At 45.3% G+C, this 22,284-nt stretch carries 20 protein-coding genes; 1 reads left to right on the top strand and 19 read right to left on the bottom strand.

All coding sequences use genetic code 11. The features are described 5' to 3' along the window. Positions 1–46 precede the first annotated feature (46 nt). Genes NCY57_RS01665 through NCY57_RS01655 form a run of 3 tightly spaced genes read right to left on the bottom strand, consistent with a single transcriptional unit; the run spans position 47 to position 2,444 of the window. A complete protein-coding gene (locus NCY57_RS01665; protein ID WP_015524472.1) occupies positions 47–427 on the bottom strand; it encodes a prenylated flavin chaperone LpdD in 381 nt (126 codons plus the stop codon). Then, positions 412–981, bottom strand: coding sequence for a UbiX family flavin prenyltransferase (locus tag NCY57_RS01660; RefSeq protein ID WP_044960990.1), 570 nt, complete (start codon positions 979–981; stop codon positions 412–414). The genes NCY57_RS01665 and NCY57_RS01660 overlap by 16 nt, the downstream gene beginning before the upstream one ends. Then, positions 978–2,444, bottom strand: coding sequence for a UbiD family decarboxylase (locus NCY57_RS01655; RefSeq protein ID WP_118608922.1), 1,467 nt, complete (start codon positions 2,442–2,444; stop codon positions 978–980). Before NCY57_RS01655 ends, NCY57_RS01660 begins: the two co-directional genes overlap by 4 nt. Before the next feature lie 171 nt (positions 2,445–2,615). On the opposite strand from NCY57_RS01655, the gene NCY57_RS01650 reads away from it, so the two are divergent. Next, the gene (locus NCY57_RS01650) at positions 2,616–3,491 is read left to right on the top strand and encodes a LysR family transcriptional regulator (RefSeq protein ID WP_118608921.1); all 876 of its coding nucleotides are present in this window, start codon (positions 2,616–2,618) and stop codon (positions 3,489–3,491) included. A 10-nt stretch (positions 3,492–3,501) separates the two neighbouring features. Here the strand turns inward: NCY57_RS01650 and feoB are convergent, their stop codons facing one another. The 16 genes from feoB to NCY57_RS01570 all read right to left on the bottom strand — a co-directional run bounded on the left by feoB (position 3,502) and on the right by NCY57_RS01570 (position 21,949). Then, a complete protein-coding gene (gene feoB / locus NCY57_RS01645) occupies positions 3,502–5,880 on the bottom strand; it encodes a ferrous iron transport protein B (RefSeq protein ID WP_173739524.1) in 2,379 nt (792 codons plus the stop codon). 410 nt (positions 5,881–6,290) lie between these two features. Beyond that, on the bottom strand, positions 6,291–7,736 hold the full coding sequence (gene glgA, locus NCY57_RS01640) for a glycogen synthase GlgA (protein ID WP_015524465.1): 1,446 nt from the start codon (positions 7,734–7,736) through the stop codon (positions 6,291–6,293). A gap of 58 nt (positions 7,737–7,794) precedes the next feature. After that, the gene (spo0A, locus tag NCY57_RS01635) at positions 7,795–8,601 is read right to left on the bottom strand and encodes a sporulation transcription factor Spo0A (RefSeq protein WP_015524464.1); all 807 of its coding nucleotides are present in this window, start codon (positions 8,599–8,601) and stop codon (positions 7,795–7,797) included. A 324-nt stretch (positions 8,602–8,925) separates the two neighbouring features. Next, entirely contained in the window at positions 8,926–10,131 is a 1,206-nt protein-coding gene (gene spoIVB / locus NCY57_RS01630; RefSeq protein ID WP_110102998.1) for a SpoIVB peptidase, read from the bottom strand. A gap of 150 nt (positions 10,132–10,281) precedes the next feature. After that, a complete protein-coding gene (gene recN / locus NCY57_RS01625; protein ID WP_092070415.1) occupies positions 10,282–11,967 on the bottom strand; it encodes a DNA repair protein RecN in 1,686 nt (561 codons plus the stop codon). Positions 11,968–12,009: 42 nt separating this feature from the next. Beyond that, positions 12,010–12,471 carry an arginine repressor gene (gene argR, locus NCY57_RS01620; RefSeq protein ID WP_021650687.1) on the bottom strand — a complete coding sequence of 154 codons (462 nt, stop codon included), beginning with the start codon at positions 12,469–12,471 and terminating at the stop codon, positions 12,010–12,012. Positions 12,472–12,487: 16 nt separating this feature from the next. Next, entirely contained in the window at positions 12,488–13,348 is an 861-nt protein-coding gene (locus NCY57_RS01615; protein ID WP_173739525.1) for an NAD(+)/NADH kinase, read from the bottom strand. A 23-nt stretch (positions 13,349–13,371) separates the two neighbouring features. Next, a complete protein-coding gene (locus NCY57_RS01610) occupies positions 13,372–14,181 on the bottom strand; it encodes a TlyA family RNA methyltransferase (RefSeq protein WP_173739526.1) in 810 nt (269 codons plus the stop codon). Between the two features lie 84 nt (positions 14,182–14,265). Next, positions 14,266–16,152, bottom strand: a complete 1,887-nt coding sequence (dxs, locus tag NCY57_RS01605) for a 1-deoxy-D-xylulose-5-phosphate synthase (RefSeq protein ID WP_173739527.1) — start codon at positions 16,150–16,152, stop codon at positions 14,266–14,268. 22 nt (positions 16,153–16,174) lie between these two features. Next, positions 16,175–17,062 carry a polyprenyl synthetase family protein gene (locus tag NCY57_RS01600; protein ID WP_044960972.1) on the bottom strand — a complete coding sequence of 296 codons (888 nt, stop codon included), beginning with the start codon at positions 17,060–17,062 and terminating at the stop codon, positions 16,175–16,177. Continuing rightward, positions 17,052–17,270: an exodeoxyribonuclease VII small subunit gene (gene xseB, locus NCY57_RS01595; RefSeq protein ID WP_021650691.1), complete on the bottom strand. Its 219-nt coding sequence runs from the start codon at positions 17,268–17,270 to the stop codon at positions 17,052–17,054. The genes NCY57_RS01600 and xseB overlap by 11 nt, the downstream gene beginning before the upstream one ends. Next, the gene (xseA, locus tag NCY57_RS01590) at positions 17,270–18,475 is read right to left on the bottom strand and encodes an exodeoxyribonuclease VII large subunit (protein ID WP_173739528.1); all 1,206 of its coding nucleotides are present in this window, start codon (positions 18,473–18,475) and stop codon (positions 17,270–17,272) included. Before xseA ends, xseB begins: the two co-directional genes overlap by 1 nt. Further along, a complete protein-coding gene (nusB, locus tag NCY57_RS01585) occupies positions 18,472–18,948 on the bottom strand; it encodes a transcription antitermination factor NusB (RefSeq protein ID WP_015524454.1) in 477 nt (158 codons plus the stop codon). Before nusB ends, xseA begins: the two co-directional genes overlap by 4 nt. Positions 18,949–18,980: 32 nt before the next feature. Beyond that, positions 18,981–19,367, bottom strand: coding sequence for an Asp23/Gls24 family envelope stress response protein (locus tag NCY57_RS01580; protein ID WP_015524453.1), 387 nt, complete (start codon positions 19,365–19,367; stop codon positions 18,981–18,983). A gap of 80 nt (positions 19,368–19,447) precedes the next feature. Then, positions 19,448–21,037 (bottom strand): peptide chain release factor 3, encoded by a 1,590-nt coding sequence (locus tag NCY57_RS01575; RefSeq protein ID WP_022426368.1) that lies wholly within the window; start codon positions 21,035–21,037, stop codon positions 19,448–19,450. An 87-nt stretch (positions 21,038–21,124) separates the two neighbouring features. Further along, positions 21,125–21,949, bottom strand: a complete 825-nt coding sequence (locus NCY57_RS01570; RefSeq protein WP_173739529.1) for a SpoIIIAH-like family protein — start codon at positions 21,947–21,949, stop codon at positions 21,125–21,127. Positions 21,950–22,284: the final 335 nt, after the last annotated feature.

The following is a 22,284-nucleotide window of genomic DNA, read 5'->3' as shown; positions in this document are numbered from 1 at the left end:
ACTTTTGGAAAATAACTTTAGCAGGTTCCGGCCGTTCGTTACTCAACTACCGCTGCAGTCCTTCTATCACCATCTCTGTCAGACGCACAACACTTCCCTGCACCTCCCGGATCTCTTTCTCCGAAATACCATCCTTATGAAATCCCCCGGTGCAAACCACTCTCTTTCCCAGCTCTTTCGAAACCTTCTCCGCCATCCACCGGCAGATCACCTCGTCCTTATGTCCCGGAAAATTCAAAACTGAAGAAGTCGCACTCACAGAACCATCCCCTGTCAGAGACACTCTCGGTTCCGTCTGCACCACACATCCCAGATGAGGTCTCTCTCCGCCTTTCAGACAGATAAGCACATCCTCTCCGATAAATGCAGCACTGACCTCCAGCTCACAGCCTGCAGTCTCCACACACTCTTTTATAATCCATTCCATCTGCGATACTCCTTTGCTTCGATCCCAAACGGTTCCAAAAGCTTTGCCGCAATATGATACACCATATCATCAATGCTCTCCGGTTTATGATAAAACGTCAGCATCGGCGGAATGATCCGCACTCCCGGAAGCATGGAAAGCTCATAAAGATTTCGGAGATGAATCCCGCTTAACGGTGTTTCTCTGGCTGCCAGCACCAGTGTTCTCTGTTCCTTGACCGTCACATCTGCCGCACGCAGAATAAGATTATCCGCATAGCCACTGTGGATCCCCGCGATCGTCTTCATGCTGCAGGGCACGATCAGCATCCCCTCTGTTTTGAAAGAACCACTGGCCGGTTTTGCCCCAATTTCTCCCGGTGCACATACATGATCTGCCAATCGTTTCACATCCTCCGGTTCCAGCTCCGTCTCCTGGCGAAGAGTCAGCTCTGCACTGGAACTCATGATCAGATAAGACTCAAAATCCGGATTCTCCCGGATGATCTCCAGACATTTTACAAGGAGCGGCAGGCCGCTTGCACCTGTCGCACCAACTATAATTCTCTTTTTCATTTTTTCAGCCATTTCTCCGGATCCAGTTCCATAAAACGGGCTCTGTGAAAATCTTCCTTCAGATCATAAGGCACCGTACAGTCAAAAATAGTCTTGCATGCAATTCCATGATCACGGATACTTGGAGAAAATGCAGGATCATTGGACGGATCAAGAGGATGACAACGGACACCCGGAATGGTGATCACATCCACATCCCCCTGGAATCTCGTATTCATCGCCCAAAGTACGTCATTCATATCAAAGCAGTCCACATCTTCATCTACCAGAAATACATTTTTCAGCTCACTGAAGGCGGAAAATGCAAGAAGTGCAGCCTGACGCTGTCTTCCCTCATCACTTTGAGAAAGCTTTTTAAACTGAAGGACAGCCATATACTTTCCACCTCCGGCACTGCTGCAGTATACGTTCTGAAGTCTTCCAGGCATTGCTTTTTCCACCATGCCATAGATGCTGGCCTCTGTAGGGATTCCCGCCATGGATACGTGCTCCTCACTTGGCCCGATACAGGTCTGCATGATCGGATTTTCACGATGTGTCACTGCTGTAACCTTGATCAGCCAGCACTGATCACTTGCAGGCCCTGTATATCCCGGAAACTCCGGCATGGCGTATCCGGTATTGCTGTTCTGATCTTCCTTTACACGCACACCCGGAATCACTTCTCCCTCGATCACGTATTCCGCATTGGCGATGGCACGCTCGTTAACGGTTAAACATTTACAGAGTTTCACCGGCTCTTTGCGCAGTGCACCGGCTACAGACAGCTCATCATACCCCAGTGGTGTTGTAGGCGGCTCAAAACAGGAACCGATCTCAATAGCAGGATCAACTCCGATACTGATAGAAATCGGCAGCCTTTGTCCCAGCTCCTCAGCACGCTCTGCCATTGCTCCGATATGTCTGGCACCAGGTGTAAAGAAAATGGAAAGCTCATCTTTTCCCTGAATGCAAAGACGATGAATGGTCACATCGTGAACTCCAGTATCCGGGTGTGTGGCGTAGCACATGCCAAGTGTGATATACGGGCCCGCATCATCCGGTGTGTTCGTTGGCGCAGGAACCAGCTTATAGAGGTCAAAATCCGGATCTGCTGCCTTATGCACCACCTGCTGACACGGTGCATCACTTTCAAGATCGACCGGTGGAATTGGATTCTCCACGCTTTTGCAGAGCATCTTTCCAAGATTTTCCGGCTGAGTGTCAAGTAAAGCAGCAACCCTTTTTCTGCTTGCCAGAAGACCGATAGCTACTCTTGCATCCGGGTGTCCTTTTATACGATTAAAGATCATGGCAGGTCCTTCCTTTGTGGGACGCTTCACCGTTCCACCGGCTCCTACATAACGATATACCCCTGCAAGCTCTGCCATCGGATCAACTTCCACCTCTGTTTCGATCAGCTGATCTGGCATCTGCTCCAGAAGTGCCAGAGCACTTCTCAGATCTCTTACTTTTTCTGCCATAAAAAACCTCCTGCGTTATCTTTATATTACTGTTCACTCCGTTCTCAGTAACATCTTTATTTTCTTATGTTATTTTATCTCTTTTTTACATGGTGAATCAATTCTTTCTATGATATAATTGTTTCCAATATGGAATGATTTGTCACTATTTTCTAAAAGGCAGGTGTTACCATGACTCTTGAACAGATCGACTATTTTATCTGTGCAGCTCAATCCCGGACTTTTTTTGATGCTGCAGAAGCTATGCATATCTCCCAGTCCTCCCTTTCCAAGCAGATCATGAAACTGGAAAAAGAACTGGAGCTTACCTTATGGGACCGCAGCAAGCGTACTGCTGTGCTTACTCCTGAAGGAGAGTTTTTTTACAAAGAAGCACTTAAGATTTCCAGACAGTATCATCGTTCTCTGGAAGCAGTGTACCATTTTAAGGACAGTAAGCTCCAGGCACTTCATATTGGAACACTTCCTTTTCTTTCTCAGTACCATCTTACTTCTGTGATACACAGTTTTTGTGATACACACCCGGAGCTTTCTTTTTCTCTGAAGGAGGTAGAAGACGAAGAACTTCTTTCCGGTCTTGAAAAAGACTTTTTTAATCTGATCTTTGTACGAAAACACATGATAGACCCGGAGCTCTATACTTTTCATGCTCTCACAGCAGACCGTCTGGTTGCTGTTTTTCCTGAAGCTCATCCCTCTGCGTCCAAAAAATCGGTCTCTCTTTCCGAACTGAAAAAAGAATCTTTTATCCTGATGCCTCCGCACACCTCCATTTACCGTTTCTGTATGCAAAGTTTTCATAATGCAGGGATCCACCCTCAGCTTCTGCGTACTGCCCGCGCAGAATCTATTGTCAGCGCAGTGGAAATTGGCGAAGGGATCAGCCTTCTTACAGAAAGCAGCTTTCAGTTCTTTCGTCAGCCTTCGCTTGTTGCTGTCCCGGTTAATGGACTGAAAAAGCTATCTGTTGGAATTGCCCATAAAAAAAATATGGCTCTCACAACCTCTGCAGAATGTTTTCTGCAGTTTGTGAAAAGCCATATGTAAGGTATTTTTTCTATAATCCAAGCATCATTCCCACACCATGTACCGCAAACGCAACGATCCATGCAGTGGCACACTGTACTGCTACAATACCGGCGGCAGCTCTTACAGTTCCCATCTCCCGACGCACAGTTGCAATAGCTGCAACACAGGGTGTATAGAGCAAGGTAAAAATCAAAAATACGTAAGCAGTAAACGGTGTAAATAAAGTCTGAAGCAATGCCGTATTTCCGCCCAGAAGGACTGTCAGCGTAGACACAACGCTCTCTTTTGCCATAAAGCCCGTGATCAATGCGGTGGATACTCTCCAGTCACCAAAGCCCAGCGGAGCAAAAAGTGGTGCCACGATGCTTCCGATCTTTGCCAGAAGGCTCTGATCTGTGCTGGTAACAAGGTTAAGACCTGCATCAAAGTTCTGCAGGAACCACACGATCAGCGTTGCCGCAAAAATAATTGTAAACGCTTTCTGTATAAAGTCCTTCGCCTTTTCCCAGATCAGCTGTCCTACACTTTTTGCAGAAGGAAGCCGGTAATTGGGAAGCTCCATGACAAACGGAACCGGCTCTCCCTTATATTTCGTCTTTTTCAGGATCAGCGCATACAGGATCCCGCAGAGAATTCCTGCAAAATAAAGGCTGATCATCACAACTCCTCTCCACTGCTTCGGGAAAAATGCACTGGTGAGAAGTCCGTAGATTGGAAGCTTGGCACTGCAGCTCATAAACGGAGTAATCAGGATCGTCATTTTCCGGTCACGTTCACTGGATAATGTTCTGGTTGCCATAATGGCCGGCACCGAACAGCCGAATCCGATCAGCATCGGCACAAAGCTTCTTCCGGAAAGTCCAATCTTTCGAAGGAGCTTGTCCATAACAAAGGCTACACGAGCCATATATCCGGTATCTTCCAGGATTGACAGGAAGAAAAACAAAGTAACGATCGTAGGAAGAAATCCAATCACGCTTCCGATACCGCTTAAAATTCCATCCACAACCAGTGACTGCAGTACTGAGCTGACACCTGCCACCTCCAGTCCCCTGCCAATAAGTGCAATTACCCAGTTCACGACCATAGTCATTCCGTCTGAAAGCCAGGCTCCCAGATAATTAAACGTCATCACAAATACAATTGCCATAATTCCCACAAAACAGGGAATTGCTGTATATTTTCCGGTAAGGATACGATCTATGGCGACACTTCGTTTATGTTCACGGCTTTCTGCCGGTTTTACCACAGTTTTCTCACAAAGCTTTTCAATAAAATTGAAGCGCATGTTCGCAAGAGCTGCCTCACGGTCCAGACCGCCATCCTTCTCCATAACATGTACCAGCCCATCAAGAACCTTTTTTTCACCTTCAGGCAAAGCCAGACGTTTTTCGATCAGAGAATCTTTCTCTACGATCTTCGTAGCTGCAAAACGTACAGGAAGTCCTGCTTTTTTTGCATAGGGTTCGATCAGATGAACGGCTGCATGGATACATCTGTGAAGTGCGCCTACCGGATCCTTCGGTGACTGATTGTCAGTACAGAAATCAATTCTTCCTGGTGCTTCTCTGTATCTTGCAACATGGACTGCATGATCGATCAGCTCATCAATTCCTTCATTCTTCGCTGCTGAAATAGGTACAACCGGAATTCCTAAAATCTCCTCCAGTTCATTGATCCGAACAGAGCCTCCATTTGCCCTTACCTCATCCATCATATTTAAGGCCAGCACCATTGGGATTCCAAGCTCCATCAGCTGCATGGTAAGATAAAGATTTCTCTCAATATTGGAAGCATCTACAATATTAATGATTCCTGTCGGCTTCTCATTCAGCAGAAAATCTCTTGTTACGATCTCCTCGCTGGAATACGGGGAAAGTGAATAGATTCCAGGAAGATCCGTTACCGTTGCCTCCGGATGCCTCCGGATGCTTCCTTCTTTCTTGTCAACAGTTACACCTGGAAAGTTACCAACATGCTGATTGGAACCTGTCAGCTGATTAAAAAGAGTTGTCTTTCCACAGTTCTGATTACCTGCCAGTGCAAACGTGATCGGTTCCCCTTTGGGAATCGTATCACCGATCCGGTTCTTACGATAATCTCGAGCCTTTCCAAGTTCTCCCACACCAGGATGAGCAATCGGCTGATGCCGTTCATTTTCTTTCTTCGTTTCCGTCATGGATTCGATCGATACGATCTCAATCTTTGCAGCTTCCGCCAGCCGCAATGTCAGCTCATATCCGCGCAGCACAAGCTGTACCGGATCTCCCATAGGAGCTGTTTTACGAAGAGACACTTCTGTCCCCGGTGTAAGCCCCATATCCAGAAGATGATGTCTCAGCTCCCCCTCGCCACGAACACTGATGATTCTGCCACATTCTCCAGTCTTTAATTTGTCCAGTGTCATATTGTCACCTCATCATAAGTACAATTTACATGGTCAATACATATATCTGTATTATCCACTGGTACATCGTTTCGTAAATAACTATATCAATCAGATTCACAGACAAGTGAATGGTATAGTTATTTCAAAAACGATGCACTAATATAAATGTAACACAATTTAAGTTATTTGACAATAACTGATTATTCTGATAAGTTTCGTACAAATAATACCAATTCAAAAGTTATTTATCATTAACATTTATATTTTTTCTCACTTTAGCACAATTCCTGTTTGATAAACAAACATCTTCATATTTTTTTTTGCAGACATACAATAACATCCATGTATATTCCCGCAATAAAAAAGCGCAAACGACATATTATCTGTCGTCTGCGCCTTTTTATTGCGAGAACCGCTTCGGTGAATCCTTACTCACCAATTAACCAATTGTACATTTCCTCATACTGACGTGCGGAATTGTTCCAGGAAAAATCTGCAGCCATCGCGCGATCTACCATTTTATTCCATTCACGTTTCTTGTCATAATATACACTCTCTGCATAACGGATCGTAGCAAGCATTTCATGTGCATTGTAATTTACGAAGGAGAATCCTGTTCCGGTTCCCTCGAATTCATTGTACGGGACAACTGTATCCTTCAGACCACCGGTCTCTCTGACGATCGGAAGAGTTCCATAACGAAGGCTCATCAGCTGGCTTAAGCCACATGGCTCAAACAGTGACGGCATCAGAAATGCGTCAGATGCTGCATAAATTCTGTGAGACATTGCCTCATCATAGTAAATCTGTGCAGATACCTTGCCATGATACTTCCAGTCAAAATGACGGAACATATTCTCATAACGTTCCTCACCGGTACCAAGAGCAACGATCTGAACCGCATCCTGACACAGTTCGTCCATGATATAAGCGATCAGATCAAATCCCTTCTGATCTGTCAGGCGGGATACAATACCGATCATCATAGCTTTCGGATCCTGCTCAAGTCCAAGATCTTTCTGAAGCTGGATCTTGTTCTTGATCTTCTCCTTGCGGAAGTTCTTTGCATTGTAGTTCTTGGTGATATTCGGATCTGTCTCCGGATTGAATTCATTGTAATCAATACCATTTACAATACCACGCAGGCTGTTGGCTCTCGCATTGAGAAGTCCGTCCAGCTTCTCACCATAAAACGGTGTCTTGATCTCTTCTGCATAGGTATTACTTACTGTGGTAATGGCATCTGCAAATACCATACCGCCCTTCAGGAAGTTTGCGTCCTTGTATGCTTCCAGTTTATCCGGCGCAAAGTAGTAATCGGAAAGGCCTGTGATATCCTTAACAGTCTTAACATCCCATACACCCTGAAATTTCAGGTTATGTATTGTCATAACAGTCTTGATTCCACGGAAGAATTCATTCTCCTGGAAAGAATCGTGAAGGTAAACCGGAACAAGTCCTGTCTGCCAGTCATGACAGTGGATGATATCCGGTCTGAATCCGATCACCGGAAGAACCGATAACACAGCTTTGGAAAAGAAAGCAAATTTCTCAAGATCCCATGGTGCACTGTCATATGGTTTCGGACCGCTGAAATAATATTCATTGTCAATGAAGTAAAACTGGATCCCGTCATACTGCATCTGCATAATGCCTACATAGCAGTTCTTAAATCCCAGATCCATATAAAAATGGGTCACATACTCCATTTTGTCTTTCCATTCCTGTTTCATGCAGGCATATTTCGGTAAGATCACGCGTATATCAAAATATTTTTTGTCAAAGCACTTAGGCAGTGAGCCGGCAACATCAGCGAGTCCTCCTGTTTTGATAAAAGGTACTGCTTCTGATGTAGCAAACAGAATTTTTTTCATCTGTATTCCCCTCCCTGGGTACACCCGTTTTTATTTATGATTATACTCCAAAATTCATCTAATTTAAAGACCGATTTTTATATTCTAGTCTGATTTTATCTGCGATCAGTGCTATAAATTCAGAATTCGTGGGTTTCCCTTTTCCGGTGCTTACAGTATATCCAAACAATTCATCAATGGTATCCATCTTTCCCCGGCTCCATGCCACCTCGATCGCATGTCGGATCGCCCGCTCCACTCTGCTCGGTGTTGTCTGATGGCGTTTCGCAATGGTTGGATATAATACCTTAGTAATGGAATTGAGCATTTCCATGTCATTGACAGACAAAATGATCGCATCCCTTAAATACTGATACCCCTTGATGTGTGCCGGAACTCCGATCTCATGAATGATATTCGTCACATCGGTTTCCAGATTCCTCTCCGGCTGAGGCTTTTTGGTTTCTGTGATACCTGGCCTTGCAATCTCCCGCACTCTTCTGTCCCCAATCTTCCGAATATGTTTGATCCGGTTTAAAAGTGTGGTGTTGTCAAAAGGCTTCAAAACATAATAGTCTGCTCCAAGACTGAATGCATCCTCTGTAATCCTCTCCTGTCCAATTGCAGATAATACGATAAACACTGGAACTTTTTTGACATTTGCGTTATGGGAAAATTTCTCCATAACGGAAAGGCCGTCCATCTTCGGCATAATGATGTCGAGAATCACCACATCCGGCTCCTTATCTTTGATTATGTTACAGATTTCTTCTCCGTTGTGTGCTTTTCCGACCAGTTCAAGGTCTTTATCTTCTTCGATCATCTGACCGAGCATGTCTGTCATTTTCGCGTTATCATCAGCAATTGCAACATTTAATTTGTCCATGAGGACCCTCCTAACTTCTATCTCCTTGGGTTTCCAGACATACCCCCTGTCACCACGGCAGTAACCGACACTGTTAGCTGCCTGCGCTTTCCCCTTGCTGGCGACAAAATTATTATAGTGGAAATCCTGTAGTAAAATCAAGATAAAAGTAGTTATTTTATCACACTTTCGTACGATATTTTTCGACATTTTTTCTCTTATATATCACAAAATTCACTAAAATGCAGGTATTTCCATCTGTATCCGGCATTTTTCCCCATATAAAAAAGAGGCACTTTTCCCGGACTTTTTCCATGTTTTTGTGCCTCTTTCCTCAACTGCAGATTATGCATTGCCTGTCATATTTTCAATAAAAATCCCATATCCGCCGGTAGAATCCTGCACAAATACATGAGTCACAGCACCAAAGAGTTTTCCGTTCTGAAGCACAGGACTTCCAGACATTCCCTGAACGATCCCACCTGTTTTTTCCAGGAGTTCTTTATCTGTGATCTGGATCACGAAGCTCTTATTAGAATCCTCATGGTTCATATCGATCCTGGTGATCTCTGCGGCATATTCTTTTACTTCGCCGTCTGTGCAGCAGAGAACAGATGCGGGTCCAATTTTCAGATCCTGTTTGTAACCTACAGGAATCTTCTTCAGATCCAGATTTTTCACCTGATCAGCATCCACAGTTCCAAAAATGCCGTTTTTACTGTTTTCGGAAATCTCACCCAGGATATTGTCAGCTTCGTATCGGATCAGGCCAGATAGTTCTCCGGGATTTCCTTTTTCTCCTTTCCGGATCCCCAGGATCTGGGCGTTGTAAAGATTTCCATCTGCGATACTTAAAAGTTCGCCGGTATCCACATCGCTGATCCCGTGGCCAAGAGCACCGAACCCTCCATTTTCGTCCACATAAGTCAGGGTTCCGATTCCCTGTGTATCGTCCCTCACCCAGATTCCAAGCTTGTATTTTCCTTTTTCATCTTTCACAGGCGTTAGGGACAGGGGAATCGTCTCTTTTCCCCGGCGGACCTTCAGTGTTACAGATTCTCCGCAAAGATCTGCAAGATCCTCCAGAAGATCCTGCTTGCACTGGATCCGGTTCTGATCAAAAGCCACAATATAATCTCCCGGCTTTACAATGTCCCGGGCCGGTTCTTCCATCTCCCCACTTTCCGAAAGGATCTCGCCTGTATCAATGATCAGAACTCCTTTCGTCTGCATATAAATACCTACTGCATCTCCGCTTGCATATACTTCTTTTGCAGTTATATTTTTTACCTTCACATCCTTAAAAGGGATCACTCCCAAGAGTCTGCAGTGCAACTTATAGCTGTCTTTTCCTGAAACGGTGATCGCATCATCAAAGCTGATAAAAGGGCGTTTAAGAAGATTGGCTACTTCCCGGCTGTCCTCATGATCCACCAGGATCTGATCCGGGATCTTTCTGTCCAGAAGCCGGTAGCCCAGCCATCCCATCAGAATCAGATCCAGCGCAAGAAATACAAGGAGCCAACATCGATATTTTCTTTTTCTGTTCATCTTACGTCACATCCTTTGTAATTTTCTGATACAAGCAAATCCCCACCCACTGCTTATTGCTTTTCGCAACTGAAGCAGGGGACTGACTTGATTCGGTTAAAAAAGAGGACCGACCTTTCGGCCGTCCTCTCTTAGTATGTAACGTATAAATTATTTCAGTCTTGTATTTTTTTGTTGCTGTGCCAATTCCTTCATCTCTCTTGCATTTCCAAGAACAGCCGGCGTGATCTGGGCACCGCCCAGAAGTCTGGCAAGCTCACGAACAGATTCCTCTCCTTCCAGAGGATGGATCTGGGTGATGGTTTCTGTTCCTTCTACATGTTTCTCAATCTCAAAATGGGTATCTGCCATTGCTGCAATCTGTGGAAGATGTGTGATACAAAGCACCTGCCTGTGCTGTCCGATCACTGCCATTTTTTCAGAGACCTTCTGTGCAGTACGCCCACTGATCCCTGTATCGATCTCATCAAAGATCAGTGTATCGATCTGATCCTTATCTGCAAGGATCGCTTTGATGGCAAGCATGATCCTGGAAAGCTCACCACCGGATACAATCTGTCCCAGCGGTTTTCTGCTCTCACCTGGATTTGTGGAAATCTCATATTCCACCGCATCATAACCATTATCTGTATAATTTTTCCTGCGGTCAAAACGGATAGAAAAATCCACATCCTCAAAATTCAGTTCCTTCAATCCTTCGATAATCTTTTCATCCAGCTGTTTACTGTATTTTTTCCGGATCTCTGAAAGTTCATGCGAAGCTTCCTCAAGAATCTTTTCTGCCTGCATAAGTTTTTCTTTCAGTAACCGGAAATTTTCTTCGAATCTTTGAAGTTTTTCTAATTTTTCCTGCTGTTCCTTCTGATAAGACAAAATTTCATGGATCGTCTGTCCATACTTTGCCTTCAGACTATTGATCAGATCCAGTCTTTTTTCTGTTTCAAAAAAAGTTTCTTCGTCAAAAGTCAAACTATCCATATAAGAGGACAGATCACGGCAGAAGTCACTGAGAAGTGAATCGATTTCCACAAGAGCTTCCTGTAAAGGTGCAAGATCCTTATCGTAATCTGCAATTCTTGAAAACTCTTTCAGGGCATTTCCGGTCATATCTGCGGCGCCCTGTTCATATCCGGTCATCCCACGGACCATTTGTGCTGTTTCCATGATTCTTCTGGCATTGCTCAGCTTCCGGTAGCGATCCTCCAGTGTTTCGTCCTCTCCCGGAATAAGAGCTGCCTCCTCGATCTCATTGATCTCAAATTCCAGAAAGGCTTTTTCACGGTTGCGCTGTTCCTCATCCATATCCAGTGCTTTCAGCTGATCCACACAGTCCCGATACTCCTGATAAGCTTTCCGGACCTTCTCCCTGGCAGGAAGGATCTGTTCCTTTCCATATACATCCAAAATAGCCAGCTGGCGGTCTCCATAAAGAAGTGACTGATGCTCATGCTGTCCGTGAATGTCCAGAAGACAGGCTGCTGCTGCTTTCATCTGGCTGACAGTACTTGTCTCTCCGTTGATCTTGTTGATACTTCTGCCGTCCATGATCTTGCGGGACATCAGCACCTGTCCGTCTTCCGGATAGATGTCAAGCGCCGCAAGGGACTCTCTGGCTTTCGTGTTTTCAACCTGAAACAGCAACTCTACCAGGGCATAGGAAGCATTTTCACGAATCATGCTTCTGGAAGTTTTTCCACCCAGGATGAGCTGTATAGATCCTAACAGAATGGATTTTCCGGCTCCGGTCTCACCAGTTAAGATATTTAAGCCTGGTCCGAATTCCACCTCTGATTCCTCTATCAGTGCAAGATTTTTTACATGCAGATGTACTAACATTGATTTCCTTTCTGGCATAAAGCATTTACATATTCTGTCATTTTATTTTCCTCTGGATAAGATCCCGCCAAGCTTCTGAACTACACCCGGTGCCTGTTCAGAGGTTTTCACCACACACATAATGGTATCATCTCCGGCAATACATCCCAGGATTTCCGGCCATTTCATGGCATCAAGAGCTGCTGCTGCCGCCATGGCCATTCCCGGAATTGTTTTTACCACTACGATATTCTGTCCGATGTTCATAGCGATCACTGCATCTTTCAGAACTCTGGAATATTTATCACTTAACACATCCGGTGTATGTTCTTCCAGGATCGCATATCTGGACTTTCCGTTGCTGCCTGCAACCTTTGTCATTTTCAGAGCACGGATATCTCTGGATACGGTAGCCTGCGTAACCTTAAAACCGGCCTCATTCAGTCTTGCCGCAAGTTCTTCCTGTGTATCGATCTCGTACTGACGGATCAGTTCGATAATTTTTTCATGTCTTGCTACTTTCAAAATTGAACCTCCTGCATCAGCTGTTACTCATTTTCTGTCTCAGAACCTCCACAAAGCTCAGATGGTTCAGCTTGAGGATTTTTGTCCTGACTGTGGCTTTCCGGATCACGATCCGATCACCGGTGACCATGGATATCTGGGTATCCCCGTCGAAAGAGGCCACCGCTTTCTCAATAGTATTATGTCTTCCCTCACCGATCTCTACTGTAACTGCCTCTTCCCCGGAAAGAATGATACTTCGGGTGTTCATGGTATGGGGAGCGATGGGGGTCATGATCATCATACTGGCACTGGGAGAAACCACGGGACCTCCCGCTGACAGACTATATCCGGTAGAACCGGTCGGAGTGGAAATGATGATACCATCTGCATTGTATGAATTCATATATGCATCATTAACATAATTCTTGAAACGGATCACACGGAGATGTCCTTCTCTTCCGATCACAATATCATTTAATGCGATATCTTTTCCAATAAGTTCCTCTCCACGATAGATCTTTCCTTCCAGCATCATACGATCTTCCAGCTCATAGTCATCTGACAGAAGCCGATCCAGAGCCGGATACACGGAATTTTTATCCACCTCGGCAAGAAATCCCAGAGTTCCCAGATTGATTCCAAGAAGAGGGATATCCAGATGCACCACATCCCTTGCAGCCTGCAGAAGTGTTCCATCTCCACCCAGTACAATAATGCACTGTGTATCCTGCGGAATCCCATCCGGGTCCGTATAATGATACGGTCCTTCCATTTTTTCGGTGATCTTCTGCACATGACACTTGGCACCATGCTTCTCCAGATAGGCAATGATCCTATTAGAAAATGTCAGTTCCGGGTCCTTGGCACTGTTTGGAATTATATAAAATCTGTCCATATTGCTTCAGTCCTTTCCAAACATCAGTCCAGCTGTCCGTGGGCTTCCTTTACCACATCCTCTACGGATACGTCAAGACTCACAGGTACTTCTGTTCCTTCCGGATGTTTTTTCAGATGAAGGAGATATTCAATATTTCCTTCAGGTCCCTTGATGGGAGAAAAGGAAAGATGACAGGGCTCCATAAAAATGCTCATGGCATAATCTCTGACTTTCTCAATGACTTCTTCATGGACCTTCGGATCACGGACAACGCCTTTTTTTCCGACTTTTTCTCTGCCGGCCTCAAACTGAGGTTTGATGAGACATACGATCTCTCCGTCCTCTGTGAGAAGGTTTCTTACAGGAAGAAGCACTTTTGTAAGGGAGATAAAAGAAACATCGATCGAAGAAAATGCTGCCGGACCTTCCAGATCGTCCGGTACTACATAGCGGATATTTGTTTTTTCCATGCATACAACTCTTGGATCATTCCTGAGTTTCCAGTCCAGCTGTCCATATCCCACATCAATGGAATAGACTTTGACCGCTCCGTTCTGAAGCATACAATCTGTGAAACCGCCGGTGGATGCGCCTACATCCATGCACACCTTATCCTTCAGCGTCACGCCAAAATTTTTCATGGCTTTTTCCAGCTTCAGTCCGCCTCTGCTGACATAAGGAAGAGTCTTTCCTCTTACCTCCAGCTTGACAGTCTCAGCAAACATGGAGCCAGCCTTGTCTTCCTTCTGACCGTTGACATATACTTCCCCGGCCATGATATACGCTTTTGCTTTTTCGCGTGACGGTGCAAGTCCCTGTTCCACCATCATGATATCCAGTCTTTTTTTCATATTATCCTCCAACAGCCCGGCTCTTTATGTGCCGGGCTGTAAAATGCCTCACAGCTTCGTATTCTTCTGCAAAGGCTATGTCCTTTATTTTCTGTTATTCACAAGATTTTCCCAGCTCTGTTCTACCGCATCCAGGATTCCCTGTACATTTAAACCTATTTTCATTCGCTGACGGTCCACCGTTCCATGCTCAATAAAATGATCCGGTATTGCCAGTGGAAGAACTCTTACTTCCGGATGACAGGCTTCCATATAAGCAGATACATGTTCTCCGAACCCACCGCTTTTTACATTCTCCTCCACAGTGACCAAAAGACTGTGGTTCTGTGAAAGCCGATCAAGAAGCTCTGTATCCAGAGGCTTTACAAAACGGACATTGACAAACGTAGCTCCTGCTATTTTGTGATCTCTTATCTCTTCACAGACCTTCTGACAGACAGAAACCATGCTGCCAACCCCGAGAACTGCAATCTCACTGCCTGGAGTGATCACTTCACTTCTGCCCTTCTTAAGTGGCTCATGACATTCTTCCATATCGGTACATGCCGATCCTTTCGGATATCGGATCGCACAGGGACCATCCAGCTCTTCTACTGCAAATTTCAACATCTCCTCAAGCTCTTTTCCATTCTTGGGAGCCATAACTGTCATATTGGGAATCATGGACAGATAGGATAAATCAAAGCATCCATGATGTGTTTCACCATCTGCTCCGACAAATCCTGCCCTGTCAATGGCAAAGATCACATGAAGATCCTGCATACATACATCGTGAAGGATCTGATCGATTCCTCTCTGCAGGAACGAAGAATATACCGCAAAAACCGGGACCATTCCCCCAAGTGCCATGCCTGCCGCAAAGGTTACTGCATGTTCTTCCGCAATACCCACATCAAAAAAACGCTCCGGGAATTTCTTCCGGAATCGGTTCAGTCCGGTTCCATCTGGCATAGCAGCTGTAATAGCAACTACTTTTTTGTTCTTCTCTGCCAAAGAACATATTGCACCGGAAAAATGATCCGTATATGTCGGCGCTGTTTTTGCTGTAAGGGGTCTGCCACTCTGGATGTCAAAAGGACCTGTTCCGTGAAAACGCTCCGGATGGGAAGATGCCGGTCCATAGCCTCTGCCTTTTTCTGTAAGGACATGGACAACAACCGGTCCCTCCACTCTCTTTGCCTCATTAAAAAGCTTCATCATCTGGCGCATATTATGGCCATCTACCGGTCCAAGATAAGTCAGCCCCATATTTTCAAAAAGCATTCCGGGAATGATCAGCTGCTTGATGCTGCTCTTGGTCTTTCGGACCGTATCTACCACGGCGGTTCCAACATGGGGAATCTTTTTGAGTGTTTTTGTCACGCCGATCTTCATTCCTGTATAAGTCTCAGCTGTACGCAGAGCGCTTAAATAGGTGGACATTCCTCCTACGTTCTTGGAAATAGACATGTTATTATCATTGATGATAATAATAAAATTAGTCTTCAGTTCAGCCGCATTGTTCAATGCTTCATAAGCCATCCCACCGGTAAGCGCACCATCTCCGATCACGGAAACCACATGGTATTTCTCTCCCATCAGGTCTCTGGCACGGACATAGCCAAGTCCTGCGGAAATGGAATTGGAACTGTGTCCGGTATCAAACGAATCACAGTTACTTTCATTCCTTTTTGGAAAACCGCTTAAACCTCCTTCTTTACGAAGATCCTTAAAGCCGTCTTTTCTTCCTGTAAGGATTTTATGTGTATAAGCCTGATGTCCCACATCCCAGATCAGCTTATCCTGTGGAAGATCAAGCGCATTATGCAGAGCAAGAGTCAGCTCCACCACACCCAGATTGGATGCCAGATGGCCACCTGTCTCACTTACACTCTGGATCAAAAAGCTCCTGATTTCCTCAGCAAGGCGCGGAAAATCCTCCAATGAAACTTTATGAATATCATTTGGCTTTTTAATTTTTTCCAGAATCATTTGTACCCTTCCTTTGTTCTTTCTATTTCCTGCGGCTGACAAGACTTTCCACAAGAAGATCCAGAAATCCGTTCTTCCTGTCAAGGTCGTCTAAAAGTTCTACCGCATGGTCAGAAAGTTCTTTAACCCTGCTGGCTGCTGCCGGGGCTCCAACAAGGCTTACATAGGTAACCTTGTTGTTTTTTTCATCACTGTGGATCGGTTTTCCCAGTTCCTCCTGGGTACTGGTCACATCAAGGATATCATCCTGGATCTGAAAAGCCAGCCCGATGTTTTCTGCAGCCTGCTCCACAACCTTAAGTTCTTTCTCAGATGCCCCTGCCAGCACAGCACCGGTCATCATGGAAGCCTCGATCAATGCGGAGGTCTTGTTTTTGTAAATATAATCCAGCATCTTGTGTTCCAGAGGTTTCCCATCATTCTCCACATCAACACTCTGTCCACCAAGCATACCGTTGATGCCGGTCTTATCTGCAATGATCCGCATGGCGGCTATCACACGGTCTTTATCCTCGGTCAGATCAAAGGCGGAAAGCATTACTTCATAAGCTCTGTTAAGGAGTGCCACACCGCTTAAAACGCCCATGGCCTCTCCGTATACTTTATGTGTGGTCAGCCTTCCCCTTCGGTAATCATCGTTATCCAGTGCAGGGAGATCATCATGGATCAACGAATGTGTATGGATCATCTCCATAGCCGCCATAAAAGGCTCACAAAGCTTATCCTTTCCTCCAAACAGCTCGTAGGTTTCCCTGATCAGGATCGGGCGGAGTCTCTTTCCACCTGCCGTCATACTGTAATTCATAGCCTCTGCCATGGTTTTTGCAAAACCGGATTCTTCCGGAAGATATTCCCGGATCACATGTTCTGCTTCTTCTGTTCTTCTTTTCAGTTCTTCTTTAAAATTCACGAAATGTCCCATCCTCATTCATCTGAAGCATCTTTTTTTCTACAGTATCCAGTCTTCCGTTCAGATCCTTTAGGAGCTCCATTCCCTGTCTGTAAAGGCGGAAAGACTCCTCAAGAGGTGTTTCTTTATCCTCCAGCTTCCGGGCAAGCAGATCAAGCTCCCCAAAAGTATCTTCTATGGATTTCTCTTCTTTCTTTGCTTCTGCCATTATCGCTCTTCCTTCCTGATGCGATCCGCAACTGCTTCTATGACTCCATCGGTTACTGCAATGGAGATCCTGTCACCTTTTTTTATCTGACTGATCTCTGTCACCGCATGTCCGCCTAAGTCGGACACAAATGCATATCCTCCATTTAGCTTTCTTAATGGAGAAAGTCCCTCAAACCGCTGGATCCATATTGCCAGTTCATGTCTTTTCTCTGTAAGCTTTTGTTTCATGGAAGAACACAGGCATTCCTCCAGCTCCGATGCATACTGACGTTTTTCACGTAGCATGGACTCCGGACTTAGATACTGGAATCTGTTCTCATAGGCCTTAAGTTTTGCGGCAAAAAGTTCTGTCTTACTGTTCATGGCACGCTGCAGACGGTCTCCGTACATATGAAAGCTCTCCAGAACACTGCGAAAATCATCCACTGCCAGCTCTGCTGCAGCAGATGGTGTAGGTGCCCGCAGGTCTGCTACAAAATCCGCAATGGTAAAATCCGTCTCATGTCCCACTGCCGAGATCACCGGTGTCCTGCACTCAAAAATAGCACGGGCAACGCTCTCCTCGTTAAAGGCCCAGAGATCTTCAATAGAGCCACCTCCACGGCCGACGATGATCACGTCCACCCCTGCTTCATCCAGCATCCGGATTCCCTTTACGATACTCTGCGCCGCTCCCTCTCCCTGCACAAGTGCCGGATAAAGGATCACCTGCAGATATGGATTCCTTCTGCCTGCAATATTGCGGATATCCTGTACTGCTGCACCAGTAGGTGCTGTCACCACGCCAAGGGTATGAATAAAATGAGGAATGGGCTGCTTATATTCCTGGGCAAACATCCCCATATCCTCAAGTTCCTGTTTCAGTGCCAGATACCGCTCATAGAGGGCACCAGCACCCTCCAGTGTGATCTCTTTTGCATAAAGCTGATAACGCCCGTCTCTCTCATATACGTCTACAATTCCGCCTGCAACTACCTTATCCCCGTCCTTCATGCGAAAAGCAAGACCCCTACGGTGTCCCGCAAACATCACACAGCTTAATGTGCCTGTTTCATCCTTCAGGGAAAAATAAATATGTCCGCTGGTATGGTATTTACAGTTGGATACCTCTCCCTTTACATAGACTTTCCGGAGAAAGTAATCCTGGGTAAACATATTTTTGACATAATGGTTTACCTGACCGACAGAATAGACATTTCTCATGCGTTCTCTTCCGGGGCTTCTGCTGCCTTCTCTTCTGTGTCAGCAGTCTCCTCCTCGTTTTTCTTTTCATCCTTCTCAGATGCGATCTTACCCAGTACTCCATTTACAAAGGAGCCGGAAGCATCTCCGCCAAATCTTTTGGCAAGTTCTACCGCTTCGTTGATAGCTACTCCTGTCGGTACGTCTGCATCATATTCCATCTCATATACTGCCAGACGAAGTGCCGCAAGATCCACACGGCTCATACGCTTTGTCTTCCATCCACGGCTTGCACTGTTCAGCTGTGCATCGATCTCTTCCAGATGTTCTTTCACATGTGCGTACTTCTTCTTCATATATTCCTGGTCCTGTTCTGAAAGTTCTCCAAGACCTTCAAAATAAAGAGAGAGCTGTTCTGTCATCTCTTCTTCTGAATTAAACTCTGTCATAAACATAAGTTTAAATACATGTTCTCTCTGTTCTCTTCTTCTCATAATTTCCTCCTAAGACGGAAAAAAGGAAAGGTTTACTTTCCTTTTTCGTTCTCCATATCCACGCTGGCAATATGAATATTTACATCTGCAACCTCAAGTCCTGTCATATTCTCAATAGCGGATTTAACCTTCTCCTGAACCTTCTTGCTTGTCTCAAGAATGTTTCTGCCATACTCGATATTCAGTGACAGATCCACGGTAACGACTCCTTCCAGAATGGTTACTCTCACGCCCTTGGACAGATTCTTCTTTCCAAGTTTACTTACCAGCTCATTGGTGATATTTCCTGCCATGGAAGCAACTCCATCCACATCTGTTGCTGCAAGTCCTGCAACGATCGCAACAACTTCATCTGCAATGTGAACTTCACCGATTCCGCCCAAATCCTGTATCTTATATGTTGTTCTTTTTTCTGCCATGGGAAACCCTCCTACGGATATAATATTTTTGTTCGTAATTTTATACTATTATATCAAAAAAAGTTATGAAATAAAAGGGCTTATTTACTGAATTCTGTCAGTACCAGATCAGGGTTTCTGTCCTCAACCATGCCAACACTCCATGCATTGACAAAGAGCAGCAACGGATTTCCCTTAAGGTCTGTGACTTTCTTCATATCAGAAGTTCCCACGATCTTATCTACTTTTACAGTCTCCTTGTTGGCAATCCAGCGGATATGCTCATATGGAAGTGTTTCCAGGCGGATATCTACATTGTACTCATTCTCCAGACGGTATTTCAGGACATCAAACTGCAGGATACCGACAACACCCACAATAATCTCCTCCATACCGGTGTTAAACTCCTGGAATATCTGGATCGCACCTTCCTGAGCGATCTGGTTGATACCTTTTACAAACTGTTTTCTCTTCATGGTATCGATCTGACGCACACGTGCGAAATGCTCCGGCGCGAAGGTCGGGATCCCCTCAAAGGCAAATTTCTTTCCAGGTGCGCAGATGGTATCTCCAATAGAAAAAATACCCGGGTCAAAGACACCGATGATATCACCTGCATAAGCCTCCTCCACAACATGACGGGATTCTGCCATCATCTGCTGCGGCTGAAGAAGTCGCATCTTCTTGTCTCCCTGCACATGATAAACCTCTTTGGTCGCATCAAACTTGCCTGAACAGATCCTCATAAATGCGATACGGTCTCTGTGAGCCTTGTTCATATTCGCCTGAATCTTAAATACAAAGGCTGAAAAATCATCACTCATAGGATCTACCGGTCCGCAGTCTGCAGTTCTCGGAAGCGGAGAAGTGGTCATCTTCAGGAAATGCTCCAGAAATGTTTCCACACCAAAGTTGGTAAGAGCAGAACCGAAAAATACCGGTGTCAGCTGTCCTTTGCTGACCTCTTCCTGAGAAAACTCCGCGCTTGCGCCATCCAGAAGCTCGATTTCTTCCATCAGCTGCTCTTTCTGCTCAGGATCCATGACCTCATCTGCACGGGGATCATTAATATCAATCTCTTCTATCACACCTTCCTTGGTGCCCTTCTGTGTATCGGAAAAGGTAAGGATCTTCTTTGTATTACGATCAAACACACCCCGGAATTTCTTACCGGAGCCGATTGGCCAGTTGATCGGACAGGTTGCAATACCAAGCTCTTTTTCGATCTCATCCAGAAGATCAAAAGTATCGTTGGCATCTCTGTCCATCTTATTGATAAAAGTAAAGATCGGAATGTGTCTCATAACACAGACCTTGAAAAGCTTACGGGTCTGTGCCTCAACACCCTTGGATCCATCGATGACCATAACTGCTGAATCCGCAGCCATCAATGTACGGTAGGTATCCTCGGAGAAATCCTGATGTCCAGGTGTATCCAGAATGTTTATACAATATCCGTCATAATGGAACTGAAGAACGGATGAAGTAACGGAAATACCTCTTTCCTTCTCGATCTCCATCCAGTCTGATACTGCATGGCGGGCCGTAGCCTTACCCTTTACACTTCCGGCCAGATTGATGGCCCCTCCATACAGCAGAAATTTTTCTGTTAATGTTGTTTTACCAGCATCCGGATGAGAGATGATGGCAAATGTTCTTCTTTTTTCTATTTCTTTCGTATACTTCGACACGTGAGCCTCCTGTATATTCTCTGATATCTCTATTTTACTATAACCTTTCCTATTCTAGTATAGACAAGGCTTTGCTGTCAAGGCAATTCAGTCGTAAATTCCCTCTGTATCAATAGTCTGATCGTTCTGGATATCTGCAGCCGTCTCTGCGTCCTCAGATGTTTGATCCGCCGGATCGCTTTCCACAGATGCAGCGGTATCCTGCACCTCATCACCTGTACTTTCCGCATTATCCTCTGCACCTCCCGTATTTTTTTCAGCTTCATCTGCAGTATTTATGACATCCGATGCATTTTTACTTTGACTCAGAGGCGTGATCACAATGCTCTCTGCTGCCACACCGGTTTTCCTCTTTACAATATCCTCGATCTGTGCACGTTTTGCATCCTCCAGATCTGCATCCGGCACCACAACATCCGCAGTTTCACCCGTCAGATTTACGATCACATTTTCAAAGCCCTTCGCCTCCAGAAGAAGCTCTGCAGCCGCCTCTTTTTCTGTAAGATCTGTCATGGAAACCATTGTGTTAATGGCATTCTGTTTTTCCTCATCACTGATGTCTTTATTACTGATGATTGCCTGCAGGTCCGCTTTGTTCTGGGAACGCACCTGCTCCCTGCTGACTTTTGCCTGTGCTGCAAAATCCGAAGCACCGGTAAGTACGGCCTCGCCCGGGGATGCGGTATCCATCACCTCCGACTGGGTTGTGCCATCTGCCCCGTTCTCATCCAGAAGGGCTGTTTCATCGGTCAGATCATAATCCATGTCATCCAGGATACTGCTGCTGTCTGTACTCGTCTCCTTATCCTTAAATCCCAGATCCACATCTGCGAAATTCAGATATCCGGCCACAGCAATGAGAATGGCCAGCGAGGTGATGATTACCTGATTTTTCTTCATGATCTTTTTCACTTCTACTCTCCTCATTTCATTTTCATTATTCTAATTTTAATGAAAATCTTCAAGAATCCTTTGTTTATGCGGGTTTCAGGACTTCGTTTGTGACTAATTTGTGACTAACCGTGTAAATCTATATCTGTTCACAACATCGTAATTTGACGTAAAAAAAAGAGAGTCGGGTTTTTAGGCCCAACTCTTTTCTGACTGTCCGCTCGTGCCGCTGCTAACAGCCCCCGAATTGGGACATACAGCTCTTCCGTTCATGCACGGTGGAATCAGTCTGCACTCTTCACTTGTGCGTAGCCACACAGGATATTATACATCATAAGTTCAACCCCTGTGCGGCT

This window comes from Blautia sp. MB18-30 (assembly GCF_023669475.1).
In the GTDB taxonomy this organism is placed as follows: domain Bacteria; phylum Bacillota; class Clostridia; order Lachnospirales; family Lachnospiraceae; genus Blautia_A; species Blautia_A fusiformis.
Note: the sequence above shows the minus strand (reverse complement) of the source record. Positions and strands in the feature narration are given on the sequence as shown.

What these genes read in the sequence shown, in the direction of transcription:
- dxs (WP_173739527.1), bottom strand. Translation starts at nt 16,152, where the DNA reads ATGATTCTGGAAAAAATTAAAAAGCCAAATGATATTCATAAAGTTTCA.
- NCY57_RS01615 (WP_173739525.1), bottom strand. Translation starts at nt 13,348, where the DNA reads ATGGACAGATTTTATATAATTCCAAACAGTGCCAAGGACCCGGAACTG.
- glgA (WP_015524465.1), bottom strand. Translation starts at nt 7,736, where the DNA reads ATGAAAAAAATTCTGTTTGCTACATCAGAAGCAGTACCTTTTATCAAA.
- NCY57_RS01610 (WP_173739526.1), bottom strand. Translation starts at nt 14,181, where the DNA reads ATGAAAAAAAGACTGGATATCATGATGGTGGAACAGGGACTTGCACCG.
- xseB (WP_021650691.1), bottom strand. Translation starts at nt 17,270, where the DNA reads ATGGCAGAAGCAAAGAAAGAAGAGAAATCCATAGAAGATACTTTTGGG.
- NCY57_RS01660 (WP_044960990.1), bottom strand. Translation starts at nt 981, where the DNA reads ATGAAAAAGAGAATTATAGTTGGTGCGACAGGTGCAAGCGGCCTGCCG.
- nusB (WP_015524454.1), bottom strand. Translation starts at nt 18,948, where the DNA reads ATGAGAAGAAGAGAACAGAGAGAACATGTATTTAAACTTATGTTTATG.
- NCY57_RS01655 (WP_118608922.1), bottom strand. Translation starts at nt 2,444, where the DNA reads ATGGCAGAAAAAGTAAGAGATCTGAGAAGTGCTCTGGCACTTCTGGAG.
- spo0A (WP_015524464.1), bottom strand. Translation starts at nt 8,601, where the DNA reads ATGGACAAATTAAATGTTGCAATTGCTGATGATAACGCGAAAATGACA.
- xseA (WP_173739528.1), bottom strand. Translation starts at nt 18,475, where the DNA reads ATGAGAAATGTCTATTCTGTCGGTCAGGTAAACCATTATGTCAAAAAT.
- feoB (WP_173739524.1), bottom strand. Translation starts at nt 5,880, where the DNA reads ATGACACTGGACAAATTAAAGACTGGAGAATGTGGCAGAATCATCAGT.
- NCY57_RS01665 (WP_015524472.1), bottom strand. Translation starts at nt 427, where the DNA reads ATGGAATGGATTATAAAAGAGTGTGTGGAGACTGCAGGCTGTGAGCTG.
- NCY57_RS01580 (WP_015524453.1), bottom strand. Translation starts at nt 19,367, where the DNA reads ATGGCAGAAAAAAGAACAACATATAAGATACAGGATTTGGGCGGAATC.
- NCY57_RS01650 (WP_118608921.1), top strand. Translation starts at nt 2,616, where the DNA reads ATGACTCTTGAACAGATCGACTATTTTATCTGTGCAGCTCAATCCCGG.
- spoIVB (WP_110102998.1), bottom strand. Translation starts at nt 10,131, where the DNA reads ATGAACAGAAAAAGAAAATATCGATGTTGGCTCCTTGTATTTCTTGCG.
- recN (WP_092070415.1), bottom strand. Translation starts at nt 11,967, where the DNA reads ATGTTAGTACATCTGCATGTAAAAAATCTTGCACTGATAGAGGAATCA.